Below are 22,220 nucleotides of genomic sequence, written 5' to 3' on the forward strand. Positions count from 1 at the left end.
TTTTATTGATTGTTTTACCACGCGAAAAATCGGTTAGAGAAGCAATGCTGACAGCAGCTGTTCGCCGAGGATTTTTTGAGTATAAGAATGAACTAATCCGCGTACAACAAGGTTTGGTAGGTGAATATTATGTTGACCGCCAATGGGACGATATGCAGCTAAATACACCTTATTTTTTACTCCACGATTTTCAAACTTCTAAACATCAAATAGACACCCTTTTTCTTTGTCATCAATTTCTTCTCATTTTAGAAATCAAAAATATCACAGGTATTATTGAAATTGATAATACTCCACATCAATTTACACGCAAGCTGAAAGACGGCAGTGTACAAGGCTTTCGCAATCCATTGAATCAGGCACAGCGCCATCAACGAATGCTGGAGCAATATATACGAACACTTCCCATATTTTATGTGGTTGTTTTGGCACATCCTAAAACTATTATTGAGCGTATACCTCCAAATGCGCCGATTATTCATAGTAGCGGGCTAGAATCTTATGTTCGCGACTTACTTGCTTCGCACCCCCCCTGCTTAACAAATGACCACCTAGAGCAGCTCCTACAGCAATTACTTCAAATGCGTGTTTCAGTGAAGCCAAAATTAAATATAGATGCTTCTCTCATGCGAAGAGGTGTGTTATGCAATCAATGTGCAGCACAAATGTACTATAAGCATGGCAATTTTATTTGTTTGGATTGTGTATTGAAAGATGACGGCACTTTATTACAACGTGCTTTAAGTGATTATTACCTATTAGTCGACGAATGGATTTCAAACGAGCAGTTTCGAACATTTTTAGGTATTGATTCGATTCATGCAGCGAAGCGCTTGCTGAAGAAGCTTGAGCTACCTTATGTAGGAGAGAAAAGAGTTAGAAAGTATCGTATTTTGTGGAAGCACTAATAGAATTAGGTGGATGTCAGCAGTCCAAGTAAATTTTGCAAACGCCAATAGAACAGTAAAATTCGCCAATAGAATGTAATAAACCGCCAATAGAATCATAAAAAACGCCAATAGAATAAGAGTTCACTCAGGAATAAAAGCAATCTGAGTAAATTTGTGCATTTGTTTTTTATAATTTATGAAAATTTGCACCACGCATACAGATAATGCTAAAATGAGGGGTAGAGAAAATACAGGAAGTGAAAACATATGTTAAATATATTGAATAAGATGTTTGACTTTAATAAAAAAGAATTAAAACGTTTGGAGAAAAAGGCGGATACTGTTGAGGCGTATGCTAGCCAAATGGAGGCATTGCCTGATGATGCTTTAAAGGCGAAAACAGAGGAATTTAAGGCGCGTTTCCTAAAAGGTGAGACGGTGGACGACTTATTACCAGAGGCGTTTGCGGTTGTGCGTGAAGCAGCGCGTCGCGTTTTAGGTATGTATCCATTCCGCGTGCAAATTATGGGGGCTGCTGCTTTAAACGATGGTAATATTGCGGAGATGAAAACGGGGGAAGGTAAAACATTAACTTCTACATTAGCCGTTTATTTAAATGCGTTGACTGGTAAAGGTGTACATGTTGTGACGGTCAACGAATATTTAGCGAGCCGTGATGCGACGGAAATGGGTGAGCTTTTTGCATGGTTAGGCTTAACTGTGGGCTTAAACTTAAATAGCTTATCAAAGGATGAGAAACGTGAGGCTTATGCGGCGGATATTACATATTCGACAAACAATGAGCTAGGCTTCGATTATTTGCGTGATAATATGGTCTTGTATAAAGAGGAGCGCGTACAGCGACCGCTTAACTTTGCTGTTATTGATGAGGTTGACTCCATTTTAATTGATGAAGCACGTACGCCATTAATTATTTCGGGACAAGCTGGTAAAACAGCGCAGCTTTATGTACAATCAAACGCATTTGTGCGTATGTTAAAGGCTGAAGATGATTACAATTATGATGAGTCAACAAAAGGTGTAACGTTGACGGAGAATGGGATTGAAAAAGCGGAGCGAGCATTTGGCATTGACAACCTATTCGATTTAACGCATGTTCGTTTAAACCATGCGATTAATCAATCATTAAAGGCACATGTCTCAATGCATCTGGATGTTGATTACGTTGTACAGGAAGGCGAAGTTGTCATCGTTGATGGCTTTACTGGTCGTTTAATGAAAGGACGTCGTTATTCTGATGGTTTGCACCAAGCAATTGAGGCGAAGGAAGGCTTAGAGATTCAAAATGAATCGATGACGATGGCAACGATTACTTTCCAAAACTACTTCCGTATGTATCAAAAGCTATCTGGTATGACAGGTACAGCGAAAACAGAGGAAGAGGAATTCCGCAATATTTATAATATGGATGTCATAGCGATTCCGACGAACAAGCCAATTGCGCGTGATGACCGCCCAGATTTAGTTTACGCTTCAATGAAAGGGAAGTTTGAGGCAGTAGCGCGTGATATCGCGGAACGCCATCGAGCAGGGCAACCTGTATTAGTAGGTACTGTTGCCATTGAAACGTCTGAAATTATTTCTACATTGTTAACGAAACATAAAATTCCACATAACGTATTAAATGCGAAGAACCATGAGCGCGAGGCGGAAATTATTGCAGATGCTGGTAAAAAAGGTGCTGTGACCATCGCTACGAACATGGCTGGTCGTGGTACGGATATTAAACCAGGCGAAGGTGTGTTGGAGCTAGGTGGTTTAGCTGTAATTGGTACAGAGCGTCATGAATCTCGCCGTATCGATAATCAGCTACGTGGTCGTTCTGGTCGTCAAGGGAACCCCGGGGTAACGCAATTCTATCTATCTTTAGAGGATGATTTAATGCGTCGTTTCGGCTCGGATAATATGAAGTCGATGATGACAAAGCTTGGTATGGATGATTCACAGCCGATTCAATCGAAAATCGTATCAAGAGCCGTTGAATCAGCTCAAAAACGTGTGGAAGGAAATAACTTTGATGCACGTAAACGCCTATTACAATATGATGATGTATTACGTCAACAGCGCGAAGTAATTTATAACGAACGTCAAGATGTCATTGAATCAGAAAATATGCGTGAGCTTGTGGAGTCAATGATTCGCGAATCAATTGAACATGCAGTAGCACTTCATACACAAGGTGAAGAAACAGATTGGAACTTAGGGTCGCTTGAAGATTATATCGCAGCAAACTTACTTGATGAAGGTAACGTAACAGTGAGCGATTTACAAGGCAAAACAATAGAGGCGATGATTGATACGATTTATGATGCTGTACAAGAGCGTTATAATGAGAAGGAAGAGCAATTAACGCCAGAGCGTATGCGTGAATTTGAAAAGGTTATTTTACTTCGTTCAATTGATACGAAATGGATTGACCATATTGATGCAATGGATCAGTTACGTCAAGGGATTCATTTACGTGCATATGGTCAAACAGATCCACTGCGTGAATATCAACAAGAAGGCTTTGCAATGTTCGAGGATATGGTGGCAGCTGTGCGCGAGGATGTTGCTAAATATGCGATGAAAGCCGAAATTCGTAGCAATTTACAGCGTGAAGAGGTTGCAAAGGGGCAAGCTGTTAATCCAAAAGAGGAAGCAGCACCAAAGAAAAAAGCACCTGTGCGTAAAGCTGAAAATATTGGCCGCAATGAACCTTGTCCATGCGGTAGCGGTAAAAAGTATAAAAACTGTCATGGTGTAGCGAATTAAATAAGTAAAGAATGGAAGTCGAGAGCGCTTGTTACTCGATTTCCTTTCTTACTTCTTAACGGAGGAATGGATATGATTGAATTAGCAGAGGCAAGAAATATATTGGAAAATACGGCTGAGAAATTAGCTGATTTTAGGGGGTCTCTTTGACTTAGAAAACAAAGAGGCACGTATTCAAGAGCTTGATGAAATGATGTTAATGCCTGATTTTTGGAATGATCAACAGGCAGCACAAGGCGTTATTAATGAAGCAAACGGCATTAAAGCAATCGTCAATGAATTCAATGATTTACTTTCAACACATGAAAATTTAGAAATGACGTTAGAGCTTTTACGTGAAGAGCCTGATGAAGATTTACAAATGGAGCTAGACAATGAACTAGGGCAATTGAAAGAGAAGATGGGCAATTTCGAATTGCAGATGCTTTTATCTGATCCATACGATAAAAACAATGCTATTTTAGAGCTGCATCCTGGTGCTGGTGGTACAGAGTCTCAGGACTGGGGCTCGATGCTACTGCGCATGTATACACGCTGGGCGGAAAAGCGTGGCTTTAAAGTATCGACAATGGATTATTTGCCAGGTGATGAGGCAGGGATTAAATCTGTGACATTATCGATTACAGGTCATAATGCATATGGTTATTTAAAAGCAGAAAAAGGTGTACATCGCCTTGTACGTATTTCACCATTTGATTCCTCAGGTCGTCGTCACACGTCTTTCGTATCATGTGAGGTAATGCCAGAATTTAATGAAGAAATTGAAATTGAAGTGCGTACAGAGGATTTGAAAATTGACACATATCGTGCGACAGGTGCTGGTGGTCAGCATATTAATACGACAGATTCAGCTGTTCGTATTACGCATACCCCAACAGGTACAGTTGTACAATGTCAGGCGGAGCGCTCACAGATTAAAAACCGTGAAAAAGCCATGCAAATGTTAAAGGCAAAGCTTTACCAATTAGAAATCGAAAAACAACAAGCACAGCTAGATGAAATTCGTGGTGAGCAAAAGGAAATTGGCTGGGGCTCACAAATCCGTTCTTATGTATTTCACCCATATTCAATGGTAAAAGATCATCGTACAAACGAAGAAACAGGAAATGTCGGTGCGGTGATGGATGGAGATATCGATTCATTTATTAATGCGTATTTACGTTCACGTATTGTGAAATAAAATGAAAAAGCCTCCGTATGATGAAGAGACATACGGAGGCTTTTTCATGTAGAGGATACAGCAAAACTGCTAAACTAAATGTGTCCACTTTGATGTTAAATGTTTATGTAACATCGCAGCATTGACATATTGTTTACAAAATGATGTATATTGAATATCTAAATTGGAATCTAAAAAGTTTTTGAATGTGACATTAATTTGACCTTCTTGATCTTGGATGTTAATTAAGGAGTTAAATGATACCCATCCGTTTAAAGGGGATTTTGGAGACATTAAAGGGAACATGACACAAGGATCTCCGTAGTTGATGGCGACGACGATGGGGAGTTTATGTTTATTTGAACCGAAGTACTGCTTGGAAAGTTCTTTGGCCGATTGATAGCTGCTTCCCATTTGCCTGCAGGATGCGTTAATTATTCTCATAGGGCTTTGTGAAACATATAGACAACCCGTTTTATCAAAGACGAGAGTATGTAACTGCTTGTCTTTTTTTATTGGTAAAAGTAAATAAGTTGCATTTGTAACATGATAAGATTTTAAATGTTTCATGCTTTTATTCAAATTATGATCCCCTCCAATAAGTTGCGCCTCAGCTAGAGTTTTTGGCTTCAGTGGACCTCATTAACCAAGGGCTTTGAGTTAATATACGCTAATTTTTTAAGTGTTCATCTAGAAGCTGTTTCGTAATAGCCGAATGTATAAAATCGAACAATTTATATATCCTCTACAACATCCATTATAATACATGTATGTTAATGTAATCAATAACAATGATGATAAAGTAGTGAAAAAAATCTAAAGATATAAAATTATCAGAAAATATTGCAAATTGAATTTTCCTCCTATATAATAGAAAAAAGAGCATCGAGGTGATCAAAATGGATAAATACTATTCATACACTGAGTTTTTACGAGCAGTAGGTCAACAGGGAACGAAAAATCAATGTGAGCAATTATTGAGTGACATTTATCTGGACTTATTCTTAAGTAGGCTTCAAAGATTACAGAGAATTGAACAGCTGCAAGAGTTAATCGATGTGGCATTAGATGAAAGGAATGAACAAAATTTTTATACTTATACAAATGAATTACGTGAGTTGGAGGAGCAACCAAATGAAGAAAGCATTGCCTTTATGTGAATTACCTAAAGGATTGCCGCATAAATAGAACAGCATGTTAGAGAAAGTTAAATCTAACATGCTGTTTTTGTTTGCATTAAAAATTAATTTTAAAGATGAAAGAATATATGTTCGCTTAATTGTCGATATTTGAAAGTGAATATGCTAAAATACAACTAACTAGATTGGCAAGAAGGGGCGAACAAACATGACGGAAACTTTCGATTTACAATCAGTTTATCAACCAAATGGCGATCAACCAAATGCCATCGAGGAGCTCGTTAAAGGCGTACAGAAAGGTAAGCGTCATCAAACGCTATTAGGTGCGACAGGTACAGGGAAAACATTTACAATTTCCAATGTGATTCAACAAGTAAATAAGCCTACTTTGGTGATGGCACATAATAAAACATTAGCAGGGCAGTTGTATAGCGAGTTTAAGGAATTTTTCCCGAATAATGCGGTGGAATATTTCGTTAGCTATTATGATTACTACCAGCCAGAAGCATATGTGCCACAAACAGATACGTATATTGAAAAAGATTCAAGCATTAACGATGAAATAGACAAATTGCGGCACTCCGCCACATCCGCATTGTTTGAGCGCAATGATGTTATTATTATTGCTTCGGTATCGTGTATTTATGGTTTAGGTTCACCTGAAGAGTATCGAGAAATGGTCGTGTCAGTTCGAACGGGGATGGAAATCGAGCGCAATGAATTATTGCGTCGTCTTGTTGATGTGCAATATGAGCGCAATGATATTAATTTTATTCGTGGAACATTCCGCGTGCGCGGCGATGTAGTAGAAATCTTCCCAGCATCACGTGATGAGCATTGTATTCGCGTTGAATTTTTTGGTGATGAAATTGATCGCATTCGAGAGGTCGATGCATTGACAGGTGAAATTTTATCAGAACGTGACCATGTTGCAATCTTCCCAGCATCTCACTTCGTGACGCGTGAGGAAAAAATGCGCAAAGCGATTGAGAATATTGAAGTAGAGTTGGACGAGCAGTTAACGAAGTTTCGCGCGGAAGATAAATTATTGGAGGCACAACGCTTAGAGCAGCGTACAAATTATGATTTAGAAATGATGAAGGAAATGGGCTTTTGCTCAGGGATTGAAAACTATTCGCGTCATTTAACATTGCGTGAATCTGGCGCAACACCCTATACGCTGCTCGATTATTTTCCAGATGATTTTTTACTTGTTGTCGATGAAAGCCATGTTACATTACCGCAAGTGCGAGGAATGTATAATGGTGACCAAGCGAGAAAATCCGTATTGGTAGATCATGGTTTTCGTTTGCCATCAGCTTTAGATAATCGTCCATTGAAGTTTGATGAGTTTGATTCGAAAGTTAGCCAAGCGATTTTTGTGTCAGCAACACCTGGTCCGTACGAACTGGAGCATACACCTGAAATGGTGGAACAAATTATTCGTCCGACAGGTTTATTAGATCCATTAATTGATGTGCGTCCAATTGAAGGGCAAATTGATGATTTAATCGATGAAATTCACCAGCGAATTGAGCGTAATGAACGCGTTTTGATTACAACATTGACGAAAAAAATGTCAGAGGATTTAACTTCCTATTTGAAGGAAGTTGGTTTGAAAGTAGAATATTTACATTCAGAAATTAAAACGTTAGAACGTATTGAAATTATTCGTGAGCTACGTAAAGGAACGCATGATGTATTAGTCGGAATTAACTTATTACGAGAAGGGCTTGATATTCCTGAGGTGTCGCTTGTTGCGATTTTAGATGCGGATAAAGAGGGCTTCTTGCGCTCTGAGCGTTCCTTGATTCAAACAATTGGGCGTGCAGCGCGTAATGCGAACGGTCATGTTATTATGTATGCTGATAAAATGACAGATTCGATGAAAAAGGCACTTGACGAAACACAGCGTCGTCGCACGATTCAAATGGCTTATAATGAAGAACATGGCATTACACCACAGACGATTATTAAGAAAATTCCAGATGTTATCCGTGCAACACAAGTTGCAGAAGAAGAGGAAACATATGTAACGAAAGTGACAAAAGGTAAGAAATTAACAAAGGCTGAAATAGACAAATTAATTGCCTCATTGGAAGTAGAGATGAAGGAAGCATCGAAGGTCCTAGATTTTGAGCGAGCAGCAGAGCTTCGAGATACAATCTTTGAATTGAAGGCAGAAAGGTAGATTCCACTTGAAAAATACAGAAATCGTTGTACAAGGTGCACGTGCACATAACTTGAAAAATATTGATGTGACCATACCGCGTGATCAGCTCGTTGTTTTGACAGGACTATCTGGCTCAGGAAAATCTTCATTAGCATTTGATACGATTTATGCCGAAGGGCAACGTCGTTATGTCGAATCATTGTCTGCTTATGCACGTCAATTTTTAGGGCAAATGGATAAGCCAGATGTTGATACGATTGAAGGCTTATCGCCAGCTATTTCAATCGATCAAAAAACAACGAGTCGTAATCCGCGCTCCACTGTCGGAACAGTAACGGAAATTTATGATTATTTACGTCTATTATTTGCACGTATCGGTAAGCCGATTTGTCCAACACACGGCATTGAAATTACGTCGCAAACAATAGAGCAAATGGTTGATCGTTTAATGGAATATTCTGAGCGGACGAAAATGCAACTGCTTGCACCGATGATCGAAGGGCGTAAAGGGACACATGTGAAGCTATTGGAAGATTTGAAAAAGCAGGGCTATGTACGTGTCCGTATTGATGGTGAATTACGTGATTTAGATGATCATATTGAGCTTGATAAAAACAAAAAGCATACCATTGAAGTTGTTGTGGACCGCGTTGTCATGAAGGAAGGAATTGCTGCGCGTTTAAGCGACTCATTAGAGGCAGCACTTCGTTTAGCAGAAGGGCGCGTGTTAGTCGATGTAATGGGGCATGAGGAGCTATTATTTAGCGAGCACCATGCATGTCCACAATGTGGTTTTTCAATTGGTGAACTAGAGCCACGTATGTTCTCGTTTAATAGTCCATTCGGGGCGTGTACATCTTGTGATGGGTTAGGACTGAAGCGAGAAGTAGACATCGACTTAGTTGTACCAGATTGGAATAAAACATTGTTAGAGCATGCGATTGCGCCATGGGAGCCAACGAGTTCCCAATATTATCCACAATTATTAAAGGCGGTATGTGATCACTACGATATTCCGATGGATGTACCTATTAAAGAAATACCAAAAGCAAAAATGGATAAAGTGTTAAAAGGCTCTGGCAAAGACAAAATTCAATTCAACTACGAAAATGAATTTGGGCATAAGCGTAGTCAGTTAGTAGAATTTGAAGGGGTTTTGAACAATGTGGAGCGCCGTTTTCGCGACACATCCTCTGATTATGTACGTGAGCAAATGGAGAAATATATGGCAGAGCAGCCATGCCCATCTTGTAAAGGCTATCGTTTAAAGCCAGAAACGCTTGCAGTCAAAGTACATGACAAGCATATCGGTGAAGTAACAAAATTTTCAATTTTAGAGGCGAATGCTTTCTTTGATGGTTTGAAGTTATCAGAGAAGGATTTGCAGATTGCGCGTTTAATTTTACGCGAAATTCATGAACGTCTAGGCTTTTTAGTCAATGTCGGCTTAGATTATTTAACATTATCACGCGCAGCAGGTACTTTATCTGGTGGTGAGGCACAACGTATTCGCTTAGCAACACAAATTGGCTCGCGTTTAACAGGGGTCTTGTATATTTTAGACGAACCTTCAATTGGCTTGCATCAACGAGATAATGACCGTTTAATTACGACGCTACAAAGCATGCGTGATTTAGGCAATACGTTAATCGTTGTTGAGCACGATGAGGATACGATGTTGGCAGCTGATTATATTATTGATGTTGGACCAGGCGCTGGTGTGCACGGTGGCGAAATTGTCGCACAAGGTACACCAGCTGAGGTAATGGATAATGAGGCTTCCTTAACAGGACAATATTTAAGTGGTAAGAAATTTATTCCATTACCTGCGGAACGTCGTAAGCCAGATGGTCGTAAATTAACGATTAAATGCGCGACAGAAAATAATTTAAAGAAAGTCAATGTCGATATTCCACTAGGTGTGTTTATTGCGGTTACAGGTGTATCAGGCTCTGGTAAATCAACATTGATTAATGAAATTTTATATAAATCACTAGCAGCCAAACTGAATCGCTCAAAGGTCAAGCCTGGTGCGCATAAATCAGTGGATGGCATCGAACAACTAGAGAAAGTTATTGATATTGACCAATCACCAATTGGTCGTACACCACGCTCCAATCCTGCAACCTATACTGGCGTTTTCGACGATATTCGTGACGTATTTGCAGTGACAAATGAGGCGAAGGTACGCGGTTACAAAAAAGGTCGCTTCAGCTTTAATGTGAAAGGCGGTCGCTGTGAGGCTTGTCGTGGTGACGGTATTATTAAAATTGAAATGCACTTCCTACCAGATGTGTACGTACCATGTGAAGTATGTCATGGAAAACGTTATAATCGTGAAACATTAGAAGTGAAGTATAAAGATAAAAATATTGCAGATATATTAGATATGACAATTGAAGATGCAGTCGTCTTTTTCGAAAACATACCGAAAATTCATCGTAAGCTACAAACAATTGTAGATGTCGGCTTAGGTTATATGAAGCTGGGGCAGCCTGCGACGACGTTATCTGGTGGTGAGGCACAGCGCGTAAAGCTAGCATCGGAGCTACATCGTCGTTCAACAGGTAAATCATTTTATATTTTAGATGAGCCAACGACAGGCTTACATGCGGATGACATCGCTCGCTTATTAGTCGTTCTACAGCGACTTGTGGAGAATGGCGATACGGTTTTAGTCATTGAGCATAATTTAGATGTAATTAAAACCGCAGATTATATGATTGATTTAGGCCCTGAAGGTGGAGACAAAGGTGGAACAATCGTTGCAACAGGAACACCAGAAGAAATTTGTGCAAATGAGAAGAGTCACACAGGACACTATTTAAAGCCTATTTTAGAGCGTGACCGCAAGCGTATGGCAGAACAAATCCTTTCTGTAGCGAAAGTGTAACGTTAGCTACAAGCTTTTAATGTGATGAAAGCGTAGCAGCAATCACAGATTCTCTTTGTGACGAAAGCATAGCGTCAGTCATAAATTGAGGGAGTAACGAAATCGTTGTGATAAAGGTTTTTGCTAAAATTTGAAACCTTTTTCTTCTTTGGGCGTATAACTTAGTATACAAATTAGAGGAGGCTTTTTAACATGCAAAATGAACGCCAACGTATTTTAAAGTTAGTTGAGAACGGAACAATTTCAGCAGAAGAGGCCATTGTATTACTAGAAGGCTTAGGAAAAGGTGAGCCTACACAAGCGACGATGCCAGTTGCACCGAAATTAGAAGAGAAAAAAGAAGGCTTTACGAAAGCTGATGATTCAGAAAAGCAGAAATCCACAGGTTTTGAGGACCTATTTAACAAAGCATTCAATGATAAAGAAGCAAATAAAAAAATGAACGAATTTATGAATGATTTGAAGGAAGACTTATCTCAATTTAGCAATCGTATGATGGGCTTAATGAACGGTGCTTTTTCAAAGGTGAAGGAATTTGATTTTGAGTTTCCATTTGGTGAAAAGGTAGAGTTCAATAAAACATTTGTCTATGATGCTGACGAAGTAAATGGCTTTGAAGTTGATTTGCCAAGCGGTAAGCTAACGATTGAAAAAGCTACAGATAATAAAATCTTGGTAGAAGCGAATATAAAAGTGGCGAAGTCGGACAGTGATGAGGAACAAACAATTGCTAAATTTACGAATGATTTTGTCACATTGCATGACGGCAAGCTAACGATTGCTACAGCAGTAAAAATGTCATCTGTTGATTTACATGTATATGTACCAGAAAAGCATTATGATATTTTCATCGTTCGTTTATTAAATGGTGGTGTTACTGTGAGTGGTATCCATTCTACTTTATTAAAATTAAAAACATACAATGGAGCAGTTCGTATTGAAAACACGGAATTCCAACGTGCAGATTTAAATTCTGGTAATGGCATGATTGAGGCTCGTTTAGTGAAAGGTGAAGATTTAGAAGCTGAATCAGTAAATGGCCGAATTTACATCGATGGAGATATTCAAGAAATTGAAGCGGAATCTGTCAATGGAGCCGTTACATTAACAACAAGCTCTGAGCGTGCTCGTAAATTAAAAGGCTCTACAGTGGCTGGAGCGGTTGAGCTTTATATACCAAAAAATTTAGCATTAGATGGCCGTGCAATGACAAATTTCGGGAAAACAGATGTTGGACTGCCAGATGTAGCTATTAGCACAAGCGAAGATCAATTTTTATTAAAAACAGCACACTTTAGTAAAGTTGTTGAAGGTGCACCAGTGTTAAAAATAGCAGGTGAAACACGCACGGGCTCTGTAATTGTTCGCTACCATAATAACTAAAATGAAAGCTGTCGGAAAGCACTTTTCCGACAGCTTCACAGTGTTGAAAAACAAAACTGTCAATGAAATCCCGTCGAACTTTTGACGGGATTTTTTGAATTTTTATCAAAACTCTTCTATAATCTTATAGGTGAGATGGAGCCCGACTTGTTGTAGTGAACGGAGCTTGGCCCATTTCTTCAAGTTTTGAATGATGGCTGTCATCAAAACTTGTGTTTCAACTTTTTGGAGACCACGGTATCTGGCATAACGGAGACCGTGGTTTTCTTTACTTTGAGCAAAACTCAGTTCAATCGTTTGTGGCCGAACACTTCGTAAAATCTTCCCTCGCCAAGAAAGCCGCATTTCCCTCAATTGATCATACGTCGGTTGATGAATGGAGATTCTTAAGACGCGATCGGTATCTTCTTTGAGGGCAAAAGGACAATGGAAACAACTGCCCTTAGGTGCCTTCAACTCATGATAGCCTTGACGCGTCGTTGTAGCATACGTAAAGGGGACGCCATTTGGACAACAATAAAGGGTCTCTGTCACCTGTTGAAATTGAACTTTTCTACACTGAGGATGTTCCTTTGAATGTGGTCGTTTATAAGGCATCGAAACAAAAAAGTTCCGGTCGAATAAAGCCTTCGCGCACGTCGCATTGTAATACCCTGCATCTAATGTAATTTCCTTTGCATAAGCCCCAAACAGTTCTTTTAATTGATCCACTTGTCTAGGTAAGATTTTATGACCGGGAACGTTAGCGGCTGTAACATCTGTCGCTATAATAAAGCCATGAAGCGTATCGACAATTCGGTGTTCAAAATACGCAAACTGTCCCCGTTCCACGTGTTTAACAGAAAGTCGAGCATCCGCATCAATCGGACTAAAATTCGTTGGGTGGTAATCAATTTTAGGTGCAGATGGCTTTAAAGCTTTTTTTCCGTGACGTGTGCGAAAGGCATTAATGATTTCAAGTTCTTCTGATTTCATTTGAATCGTTTTTTGGACAAAAAGCTTTTGACGAAACCGTTTATTCGCATTCGCTTTTAATTCCGTTTCATCCGCAGCCCACGTTTCATTCGCAATAAAACGTGCTGCTTGAAGTGTAAGCAGTTGTGTATGATGAAATGCTCGCCAAAAAGAAGCACCTTGTAGGCGTTCCCATAGAAAACGTGAAACGGTACTATGATGCGGCACTTTTTGAAATGGAGAAATCCCTAAAAACCAGCGATAGGTAGCATGGGACTGAATTTGTTTACAGGTAAAGCGAACCGAACGAAACCCTTCTAGCCCCTGAATCACAAGCATTTTAATGAGAAAAAGAGGGTCCACAGTAGGGCGACCCGTTTTTGTAGGAGAATAATAAGGTAAGATTTTTTGATAAATCCACTGCCAATCGATGAGTTTGTCTAATTGAATTAATGGATGATTGGGGTCGTACATCGCTTGATAAAACTGCCGATTTTTTTCGATATCTTGACGTGAGTGCATAAAAAACATGAAAATCCCTCCCATTCATAAAAAATTATGATTTGAAGGGACTTTACCCGAATTTTCACAAAATATCTCTTGACGGCGGAGTTTATCAACAGAATGAAGCTGTCGGAAAGCACTTTTCCGACAGCTTTTTACATTTGAAAAATAAAGCATAGTGTGTGGGGGAGAAGCGATTTTGTCACTTTTAAACAACACTTATTTTGAGTGAAGGTGTACATATTAACTTACTACTGAAAGTGCAATACTTTGTCATATTGATTGCGAAATTTTTCAAAAATATTTGTCTTGAGAAAGTATTCGTTGGTTTTTATGGAGGTGGTTCATAATAGTTACCAGCATTAACTAAATTTTAAGCGATATTGACATGAAAATGTAATAACATGACACCTAGACAATGTTATAATGAGGAAGAGTAAAAAAATTGTCAACTTGTGATATAACGAAATTTAGGTGGTAAAAGAATGATTCAAATGAACAATGTTGTAAAAAAATATCCAAATGGTGTTGTAGCTACTAATGGTATCACTGTTGATATAAGACAAGGTGAATTTGTTTACGTTGTCGGTCCAAGTGGTGCAGGGAAGTCTACATTTATAAAATTAATGTATCGTGAAGAAAAAGCAACTTCTGGTGATGTAATTGTCAATGGCATAAATTTAACATCTTTAAAGCAAAGTCGCATTCCAAAAATGCGTAGACAAATAGGTGTTGTATTCCAAGATTTCAAACTATTGCCGCGTTTAACTGTGTATGAAAATGTAGCGTTTGCGATGGAAGTGATTGAGGAGCAGCCGAAAAAAATTCGTCAACGAGTATTGGAAGTGTTAGAGCTTGTAGGTCTAAAACATAAAGCGCGCATGTTACCCAGTGAACTATCAGGTGGGGAGCAGCAACGTATCGCAATTGCCCGCTCAATTGTGAACATGCCGAAAGTAGTAATTGCGGACGAACCTACAGGAAATTTGGATCCTGAAACATCGTGGGAAATTATGAATATTTTTGAGGAAATTAATGCGCGCGGTACAACGATTGTTATGGCAACGCATAACCGTGAAATTGTAAACACAATTCGTCGTCGAGTTATCGCGATTGAAGGCGGTATGATTGCTCGTGATGAATACGGAGGTGACTACGGCTATGAAGGGTAGAACAATTCGCCGACATTTCCGAGAAAGCTTTAAATCATTAGGGCGAAATGGCTGGATGACCTTTGCCTCGATTAGTGCGGTAACTGTCACGTTACTACTTGTTGGTGTGTTTGCAGTCATCATGATGAACTTAAATAAAGTAGCAACAGATTTGGAAAATGATGTTGAAATACGAGTTTATATCGATATAATCGCAGATACGGAAGAGGCAAAGCTAGCAGAGGATCAACTTATCGATGAAATTCACAATTTACCGGATGTAGCTGAAGTCGTTTATTCTTCAAAGGAGCAAGAGCTTGATAAGCTAATTAAAGATTTTGGGGAAGAACTCAGTTTATATGAGCAAAATAATCCATTGCATAATGTTTTATATGTAAAGGCTGTCAATCCACATGAAACAGCAAATGTAGCGAAAGTAATCGAGAAGCTAAATCATACATATGAAGTGAAATATGGTGAAGGCAAAGTAGAGAATCTTTTTAACTTTATTGAAATTAGTAGAAACGTAGGCTTAGTATTAATTTTAGGTCTCTTGTTTACGGCGATGTTTTTAATTTCAAATACGATTCGCATTACGATTGTTGCACGAAGAGATGAAATTGAAATTATGAAGCTTGTTGGTGCGACAAATTCATTTGTGCGTATTCCATTCGTTTTAGAAGGTATGTGGCTAGGGATATTAGGATCACTTATTCCGATGATTGTCGTATCTGTTGCTTATTACAATATTTATCAAATTGTATTGCCGCGTTTAAAAGGGCAAATGCTACAAATTTTACCTTCTACTCCTTTACTTTACCAAGTAAATGGTTTAATTCTCGCAATCGGTATACTAATCGGTGTGTGGGGCAGTTTTATGTCCGTGCGCAAGTTTTTAAAAGTTTAATTCAGTTGAAAGGGGTTTATCAGCTTGAAGTCAGCACCATTTAAATGGTTAATGGTCACTTTAGCGTTATTACTTATTGTACAAATGCCAGCCGTTTCAGCAAATACGTTAAATGACTTAAAGGGCCAAAAAAATGAAATTGAACAGAAAAAATCGAATATAACAAACTCCATTAATGAAACAACATCTGAAATAAAAGCAAATGAAAATAGACAGCAGGAAATATTATCACAAATTGAAGCACTCGATAAAAAAATTGTGCAAACGAATGAAGAAATTGATGTTGTTATAGAGGATATCAAAGTAGCAAATCAAGAAATTGCAGAGCTTGAGGAAGCGATTGCGGAACTGGAAGGGAAAATTGAAGCACGAGATGAATTGTTGCGTGAGCGCATGCGTGCAATTCAGGCAAATGGTACAGTGTCTTATTTGGACGTGCTACTTGGGGCAAACAGCTTTGTTGATTTTATTGACCGTTTCTCAGCAGTTAGTACATTGATGGAAGCAGACCGTCAGATTATGCGCGACCAAAAGCGAGATATTGAAAGTTTAGAAGAGCAAAAGCTCCTGTTAGAAAATAAGAAAAAGAAACTAGAAGAAAATCAAGCTGAGCTTGAACGTTTACGTGCTTCTTTAGATGCGCAGAAAAAGGATAAAAATAAATTAATTGATGAGCTTGAGCGTGAACAGGAGAAGCTGAAAAAAGAAAAACAATTACTGGAAGCTGATTATTCAGAAGCATTACAAGTAAGTGAGGAATTACAAAAGAAAATTGTTGCAGAGCAAAACCGTCTTGCAGAAATTGCTCGTCAGCAAGAATTACAGCGCCGACGTGAAATGGCAAACAATAATATTCCAGTTGTTTCATCTGGAACTTGGACAAAGCCTACAAATGGTCGTTTAACATCTGGCTATGGCTGGCGAAATATTGGCTTCGGTACAGAATTTCACTATGGTGTTGATATAGCCAATGCTACAGGAACACCGATTGTTGCAGCAACAGATGGCATTGTTTCGTATGCAGGTCCATTGTCTACATATGGGAATGTTGTGATTTTAACGCACTCGATTGATGGGCAGATTTTCACAACGGTATATGCACACTTAAGCGGATTTAATGTAGGCGTAGGTGAGACAGTGAGCAAAGGACAACGAATTGCTTCGATGGGTAGTACAGGCCGTTCAACAGGACCACATTTACATTTTGAAATCCATATTGGACCATGGCGTGGACAAAGTGTAGGGTCAGTAAATCCACTGCGTTACATTCCACTATAAATGAAAGGCTGTCGGAAACATGCTCACGCATGATTTTCCTGACAGCCGTTTGTATTTTGGAAGGCGTTGATAATGCAAGAGAAGCACAGATAAATAATGCAAAGTGTCAATAAATCGTGAAACTCGCAGATAAACCAAGAGAAAGCGCAGATATATTGCTAAATTCGCAGATAAATCATAGAAAAACGCAGATATAATGTGAAATTCGCAGATAAAATGTGAAATCCGCAGATAAACCAAGGGAAAGCGCAGATATATTGAAACCCGCAGATAAATCATGGGAAAGCGCAGATATAAGGTGAAATCCGCAGATAAATCGTGAGAAAACGCAGATAAAAGGTGAAACTCGCAGATAAATCAAGAAAACTCGCCAATAAATCGTGAGAAGCTACTAACTGTTAGGTTAAAACTCACTGATGTGATGCAGGCTTTTTTCGAAATAAGTAAAATTGCAAATAATAACAGGTCGTTAATTGATGAGGAGTGATTTAATGAAAAAAAATATAAGCTTGCTGCTTATTCTTCTATTAATAACAATTGCAGTAGTGACTTATATAAAAGGGCAGATTGAGGATAGTCAAAGGCTTGCAGAGGCAACGATTGGGCAGGAGGTCGAGTTAGTAGGCTTGAAGAAAGGGCAATTTGCGCCTAATTTTACGTTGCAAACATTGGATGGGCAAACGGTGTCATTGGAAGACTATCGAGGTAAAAAAGTGATGATTAACTTTTGGGCTACTTGGTGTCCACCTTGTAAAGTAGAAATGCCCCATATGCAAAATTATTATAAAAAGCATGCAGCAGCAGATAATGTAGAAATTTTGGCAATTAATTTAACATATCAAGATGGCTCACATAAGCAAATTCAGCAATTTACGAAAGGCTTTGACTTGCAATTTCCTATTTTACTTGCAGAATCAAAAGATATTGCAGAGACATATAAAATTATTGCGATTCCTACCACCTTTATGATTGATTCAGAAGGTCGTATTCAATATCAAATTACAGGACCGCTTGATTTAGAGGCATTGCAACAATATGCATCAAAATTAAAATAAAACAATGGACGTATCATTTTCTTCTATTATTCATAATTTGTTTAGTAGGAGGTTAGTAGATGCGCAAAAGCCGAATTGTTTTATTATTTTGTATTGTTGGGATTGTTGGAGGCAGTTTGTTTTTGTGGAACAATGATTTTTTCTTTGCGAAAAAGGCGCCTACTGAGGAGTTAGCGGCTGTTGATGAATTGTATACGCTCATTTCACAACAATCCGTTTATGATACAGCGTCGAATGTGTTAGTAGAAGGGGCATTACGCGGTATGGCGTCAGCAATCAAAGATCCATACAGCACATACTATAGCGAACAGGAGGCTGCGATACATAGACAGTCACTTGCAAGCGAACGAGTGGGGATTGGTGTGGAGTTGGCGGAAACGCACGGTAAGTTTGTTATCATTTCGCCTGTTAAAGATTCACCTGCTGAGAAGGCAGGTGTGCGCCCGCTAGATGAAATTGTCCAAATTGATGATGAGCGTCTTGATGGAAAAACAATGGGTGATGTCATGCGCTTAATGCAAGGGAAGATTGGGGAAAAGGTGATACTTGTTTTATACAGACCACAGGCAGAGCGCCATATTAAGCTTACAATAGAACGAGCGGCATTAAAAAATGAAACGGTGGAAGCGGCGATTATAGAGCGAGCAGATGAATCATTTGGTTATTTATCACTTAGCATGTTTGGTGAAAAAACGGCTGATGAATGGAAAAATGCAGTTGCGGAAGTAGCGCAGAAAGATGTGGAAGGCTGGATTATTGATGTGCGCGATAATCCAGGAGGTTATTTGCATAGCGTTGCTGAAATTATAAGCACATTGGAAAATCGAGAGCGTATTTTCGCTTATATGCAAAATAATGCAGGAGCATTGGAGCCTCTTACGACGAAGCCAGAGCAAATTGAAGCATTAACAAAGCCGATTGTCATTTTGCAAAATGAAGGAAGCGCCTCCGCAAGTGAAGTGTTCTCTGCAGCGATGCAAGCGTGGGAGCGTGCAACGATTATTGGCAATACAAGCTTTGGTAAAGGTACAGTTCAAAAATCGTGGGAGCTACAAAATGGCGGTGAGGTAAAATTGTCCACAAATAAGTGGTTAACGCCAACAAAGGAATGGATTCATGGGAAAGGTATTTTGCCAGATATAGAAGTAAAGCAACATCCACTTTTCACATTAGAAATGATGCCATTGGTTGGCACTTTCAAGCAAGGTGATTTTAGTGAAGAAATTGCTTACGTGCAAAATGTGTTAAATGAGCTTGGCTATTCAGTTGGAAGAACAGATGGCTTTTTCGATGAGGAAACAGCCCAAGTTGTAAAGCAGTTCCGAAAACAGCATGATTTAGTAAAAGGGGAAGAGTTAGACGAAAGCTTTTTTACGGCATTACAAGAAGAAGCCCTTACTTATAAAGAAAAGCCAGAGCATGATTTGCAACTCGAAATGGCACTTAGCTTTTTATTACATGAGCTAGAGAGTCGTCAGTAAAAAAGCTAATTAGGAGAATTTGCGCTACGCAATATAATAAGATTTTGCTACAATTATAAAGTGAGACTTTTAAAAGATAAACTAAGAATAATGAAGATCCTGTAGAAAAAGAAGAGGCTTGGTAGGTGAAGTTGTGTATATAGATATAATCATAGAAGTACTAATGGCTATTTTGCGCTTTATTATGAATCCATTATTGTATGTAGCTGCTCTTTTTGCCATTTATCTTGGCTATCGTCGCGTTAAACGAGAGCGCCGCTTTTTTAGAATTCGTATTTTAAATGGTTGGTCGGAATTAATAAGCTTTGTGAAAATAAATTGGATTGCTAGCCTTTTTATATCCATGATAATAGTAGCGGTTGGGTTAGTAATTCCAAGTGAATTTTTATTACTGCTAATAGTTGTCAGCATAGCATCAATGATTATTTTTATATTCCATTTATTATCACCCATTGTGACAATTGCGATTAGCTTTAGCGTGCTTGTAGCGATGGCTTATTTCGGTAAAAGCTTTACTGTGTTTGGCTTTACATTCGAAGGCTTTTCTTATGAGCATGGAGCTGCAATGACGATTACTTTAATTGCAGGCATGCTGTTAATGTTGGAAGCTCGTTTTATTCGTCTGGCAGGACCTAAGTTTGCTTCCCCAGTAGTAGAACAAACGAAGCGGGGAAGAAATGCTGTCGCTTATTTTAGTAAGGGGATTAGATTTGTACCGTTATTCTTCATTGTCCCGGGTGATGCAATCGCTAGTTATCTTCCATGGTGGCCACAATTTACTTTAGGGGCTAGTGAATTTTCGCTTGTGCTATTCCCATTTGTGTTTGGCTTCCAGCAAATGACGAAACGCACATTACCTGTTTATTTTTATCCGAAGTATAGCCGAGCTATTTTTATTTTGGCACAGCTCGTAATAATTGGTGGGTTAGCCTCAAACTTTATACCACTGATTGGTGTTATAACCTTAATGAGCGCAGCTATTTTACGTTTACTCATTAGCCTTTATTACAAAATACAGGAGCGCACAGATGCTTATGCGGTTGCTCCATTGTCTAGAGGTGTCATCATTGCAGGTGTATTACCGAATTCACCAGCTGAAAAAATGGGTTTAGTTGCTGGTGAGGTGATTCGCAAAGTCAATGGGAAGGACGTATTTACTGAAAGCGAATTATATGAAGCACTACAAGTAAATGCTGCTCATTGTCGTTTAGAAATATTAAATCATCAAAATGAGGTACGCCTAGCACAGCATGTTGTGCATAGTAATGATCATTATAAAATTGGGTTATTGTTAGTGAATTAAGAGCTGTCGGAGAAGTGGAGGAATATGCCACTTTTCAGGCAGCTTTTGTATTTTAAAAGAATAAAATCCATAATTCCCCTTGTGAAACTTTAATAGTATGCTTTGCGTCTACATTGTATAAAATATATATGAGATATTCGCGAAAAATGACGAATAATGTTAAATATTATATACTGCAGAATATGTTAAAATGAGTATAAAATACAGTGCTTTTGATATAGAGGGGATAGCAGATGAGAGATTGGTTTACAATCGAAAATTTAGAAAATTTAATTGAACAATATCATTTACTAGGACCGATTTTTGGTATTTTTATGACAGCTATTGAAGCCTTTATTCCTATATTACCACTCGTTGTTATCGTTGTGGCAAATGTCAATGCGTATGGAATTGTTTTGGGGATTGTCATATCTTGGATTGGTTCCGTTATAGGTGCGTACGGATTATTTTTAGTATCAAGGAAATTTGGAACGCATCCGAAGCTGCAAAGATTCGTACAAAATAAACGTGTACAAACATTAATCAAATGGGTAGATATGAAAGGATTAGCGCCAATATTGGTGCTATTGTGTTTTCCATTTTCACCAGCATTTTTAATTAATATTGTGGCAGGTTTATCAAATATTCGAAGATATTATTATTTAACAGCACTTGTTATAGGGAAATTTGTGATGATTGCTGTGACTGGCGGATTAGGATATGATTTACGCGCTATTTTAACAGATCCGAAAAAATTAATTTTAGTTATATGTGGGATTTTTCTGTTGTGGATTATTGGAAAATGGGTTGAAAATAAATTAAATAAACGAGTGGAACGTGATTTACGAGCAGTTAGTAAAGAGAGCCATTCTTAAAAGGAAGCTCCTTTGCGACAAGTAATCGCAGGAGCTTCTCTGTATGAAAGCAAAGCGTCAGCTCATGTTTTTGTTGTGAAAGCGAACAGTAAATAATTTTTACAGGTACACATTGTTTTTAGCAGGTATTTAATACAGAAACGAAGGGGGCTAAAAGGAGAATATCTTTTGGCACCCCTTTTAGTGATTCATTCCGAAGGCTAGGTACAAATATCGTAGCAAATTCAGGTTAAGCTATTTTTTGAATTTTGAGCAATGGTGGAAGAATTAGTATTTAAAACGTATGTTCTGTTGTATAATGATAGAAAGAGGAGGGAGTTT

Annotated in this window: 16 protein-coding genes; 14 read left to right on the forward strand and 2 right to left on the reverse strand. The window is 38.6% G+C overall.

The window, feature by feature from the left end:
• The first annotated feature begins 5 nt into the window (after positions 1 to 5).
• From C9J34_RS12745 to prfB, 3 genes are all read left to right on the forward strand, one after another.
• Entirely contained in the window at positions 6 to 908 is a 903-nt protein-coding gene (locus tag C9J34_RS12745; protein WP_107840338.1) for a nuclease-related domain-containing protein, read from the forward strand.
• Positions 909 to 1,157: 249 nt separating this feature from the next.
• Positions 1,158 to 3,665 carry a preprotein translocase subunit SecA gene (gene secA, locus C9J34_RS12750; protein ID WP_107840340.1) on the forward strand — a complete coding sequence of 836 codons (2,508 nt, stop codon included), beginning with the start codon at positions 1,158 to 1,160 and terminating at the stop codon, positions 3,663 to 3,665.
• Between the two features lie 75 nt (positions 3,666 to 3,740).
• A protein-coding gene (gene prfB, locus C9J34_RS12755; RefSeq protein ID WP_107840390.1) for a peptide chain release factor 2 occupies positions 3,741 to 4,845 on the forward strand; the annotation gives its coding sequence in 2 pieces (ribosomal slippage) (positions 3,741 to 3,812 and positions 3,814 to 4,845; 1,104 coding nt in all).
• Between the two features lie 69 nt (positions 4,846 to 4,914).
• Here prfB and C9J34_RS12760 read toward each other — a convergent pair.
• Positions 4,915 to 5,406 (reverse strand): competence protein ComK, encoded by a 492-nt coding sequence (locus tag C9J34_RS12760; protein WP_107840342.1) that lies wholly within the window; start codon positions 5,404 to 5,406, stop codon positions 4,915 to 4,917.
• Between the two features lie 317 nt (positions 5,407 to 5,723).
• Between C9J34_RS12760 and C9J34_RS12765 the strand changes: the two genes are divergently transcribed.
• The 4 genes from C9J34_RS12765 to C9J34_RS12780 all read left to right on the forward strand — a co-directional run bounded on the left by C9J34_RS12765 (position 5,724) and on the right by C9J34_RS12780 (position 12,412).
• Positions 5,724 to 5,984 carry an IDEAL domain-containing protein gene (locus tag C9J34_RS12765; protein ID WP_107840344.1) on the forward strand — a complete coding sequence of 87 codons (261 nt, stop codon included), beginning with the start codon at positions 5,724 to 5,726 and terminating at the stop codon, positions 5,982 to 5,984.
• Between the two features lie 187 nt (positions 5,985 to 6,171).
• Complete coding sequence (uvrB, locus tag C9J34_RS12770) at positions 6,172 to 8,154, forward strand: excinuclease ABC subunit UvrB (protein WP_107840346.1); 1,983 nt, start codon at positions 6,172 to 6,174, stop codon at positions 8,152 to 8,154.
• Positions 8,155 to 8,161: 7 nt separating this feature from the next.
• Complete coding sequence (gene uvrA, locus C9J34_RS12775; RefSeq protein WP_107840348.1) at positions 8,162 to 11,029, forward strand: excinuclease ABC subunit UvrA; 2,868 nt, start codon at positions 8,162 to 8,164, stop codon at positions 11,027 to 11,029.
• A gap of 192 nt (positions 11,030 to 11,221) precedes the next feature.
• Positions 11,222 to 12,412 carry an SHOCT-like domain-containing protein gene (locus C9J34_RS12780; protein WP_107840350.1) on the forward strand — a complete coding sequence of 397 codons (1,191 nt, stop codon included), beginning with the start codon at positions 11,222 to 11,224 and terminating at the stop codon, positions 12,410 to 12,412.
• A gap of 105 nt (positions 12,413 to 12,517) precedes the next feature.
• Here C9J34_RS12780 and C9J34_RS12785 read toward each other — a convergent pair whose 3' ends face one another.
• Positions 12,518 to 13,897, reverse strand: a complete 1,380-nt coding sequence (locus tag C9J34_RS12785; protein ID WP_107840352.1) for a transposase — start codon at positions 13,895 to 13,897, stop codon at positions 12,518 to 12,520.
• A 458-nt stretch (positions 13,898 to 14,355) separates the two neighbouring features.
• Here C9J34_RS12785 and ftsE point away from each other — a divergent pair, with 458 nt between their 5' ends.
• From ftsE to C9J34_RS12820, 7 genes are all read left to right on the forward strand, one after another.
• Positions 14,356 to 15,042, forward strand: a complete 687-nt coding sequence (gene ftsE / locus C9J34_RS12790; RefSeq protein WP_107840354.1) for a cell division ATP-binding protein FtsE — start codon at positions 14,356 to 14,358, stop codon at positions 15,040 to 15,042.
• The gene (gene ftsX / locus C9J34_RS12795) at positions 15,032 to 15,928 is read left to right on the forward strand and encodes a permease-like cell division protein FtsX (RefSeq protein ID WP_107840356.1); all 897 of its coding nucleotides are present in this window, start codon (positions 15,032 to 15,034) and stop codon (positions 15,926 to 15,928) included. Before ftsE ends, ftsX begins: the two co-directional genes overlap by 11 nt.
• Positions 15,929 to 15,952: 24 nt before the next feature.
• Complete coding sequence (locus tag C9J34_RS12800; RefSeq protein ID WP_420799128.1) at positions 15,953 to 17,206, forward strand: murein hydrolase activator EnvC family protein; 1,254 nt, start codon at positions 15,953 to 15,955, stop codon at positions 17,204 to 17,206.
• A gap of 491 nt (positions 17,207 to 17,697) precedes the next feature.
• Positions 17,698 to 18,261, forward strand: coding sequence for a peroxiredoxin family protein (locus C9J34_RS12805; protein WP_107840358.1), 564 nt, complete (start codon positions 17,698 to 17,700; stop codon positions 18,259 to 18,261).
• A 59-nt stretch (positions 18,262 to 18,320) separates the two neighbouring features.
• On the forward strand, positions 18,321 to 19,742 hold the full coding sequence (locus tag C9J34_RS12810) for a S41 family peptidase (protein WP_107840361.1): 1,422 nt from the start codon (positions 18,321 to 18,323) through the stop codon (positions 19,740 to 19,742).
• Positions 19,743 to 19,875: 133 nt separating this feature from the next.
• Positions 19,876 to 21,045, forward strand: a complete 1,170-nt coding sequence (locus C9J34_RS12815; protein ID WP_107840394.1) for a PDZ domain-containing protein — start codon at positions 19,876 to 19,878, stop codon at positions 21,043 to 21,045.
• Between the two features lie 233 nt (positions 21,046 to 21,278).
• Complete coding sequence (locus tag C9J34_RS12820; protein WP_107840363.1) at positions 21,279 to 21,899, forward strand: TVP38/TMEM64 family protein; 621 nt, start codon at positions 21,279 to 21,281, stop codon at positions 21,897 to 21,899.
• The last annotated feature ends 321 nt before the right edge of the window (positions 21,900 to 22,220 follow it).

It is taken from the genome of Metasolibacillus meyeri (assembly GCF_003049505.1).
GTDB lineage: Bacteria > Bacillota > Bacilli > Bacillales_A > Planococcaceae > Metasolibacillus > Metasolibacillus meyeri.

What these genes read in the sequence shown, in the direction of transcription:
- C9J34_RS12785 (WP_107840352.1), bottom strand. Translation starts at nt 13,897, where the DNA reads ATGTTTTTTATGCACTCACGTCAAGATATCGAAAAAAATCGGCAGTTT.
- ftsX (WP_107840356.1), top strand. Translation starts at nt 15,032, where the DNA reads ATGAAGGGTAGAACAATTCGCCGACATTTCCGAGAAAGCTTTAAATCA.
- secA (WP_107840340.1), top strand. Translation starts at nt 1,158, where the DNA reads ATGTTAAATATATTGAATAAGATGTTTGACTTTAATAAAAAAGAATTA.
- C9J34_RS12765 (WP_107840344.1), top strand. Translation starts at nt 5,724, where the DNA reads ATGGATAAATACTATTCATACACTGAGTTTTTACGAGCAGTAGGTCAA.
- C9J34_RS12820 (WP_107840363.1), top strand. Translation starts at nt 21,279, where the DNA reads ATGAGAGATTGGTTTACAATCGAAAATTTAGAAAATTTAATTGAACAA.
- C9J34_RS12805 (WP_107840358.1), top strand. Translation starts at nt 17,698, where the DNA reads ATGAAAAAAAATATAAGCTTGCTGCTTATTCTTCTATTAATAACAATT.
- uvrB (WP_107840346.1), top strand. Translation starts at nt 6,172, where the DNA reads ATGACGGAAACTTTCGATTTACAATCAGTTTATCAACCAAATGGCGAT.
- C9J34_RS12810 (WP_107840361.1), top strand. Translation starts at nt 18,321, where the DNA reads ATGCGCAAAAGCCGAATTGTTTTATTATTTTGTATTGTTGGGATTGTT.
- C9J34_RS12780 (WP_107840350.1), top strand. Translation starts at nt 11,222, where the DNA reads ATGCAAAATGAACGCCAACGTATTTTAAAGTTAGTTGAGAACGGAACA.
- ftsE (WP_107840354.1), top strand. Translation starts at nt 14,356, where the DNA reads ATGATTCAAATGAACAATGTTGTAAAAAAATATCCAAATGGTGTTGTA.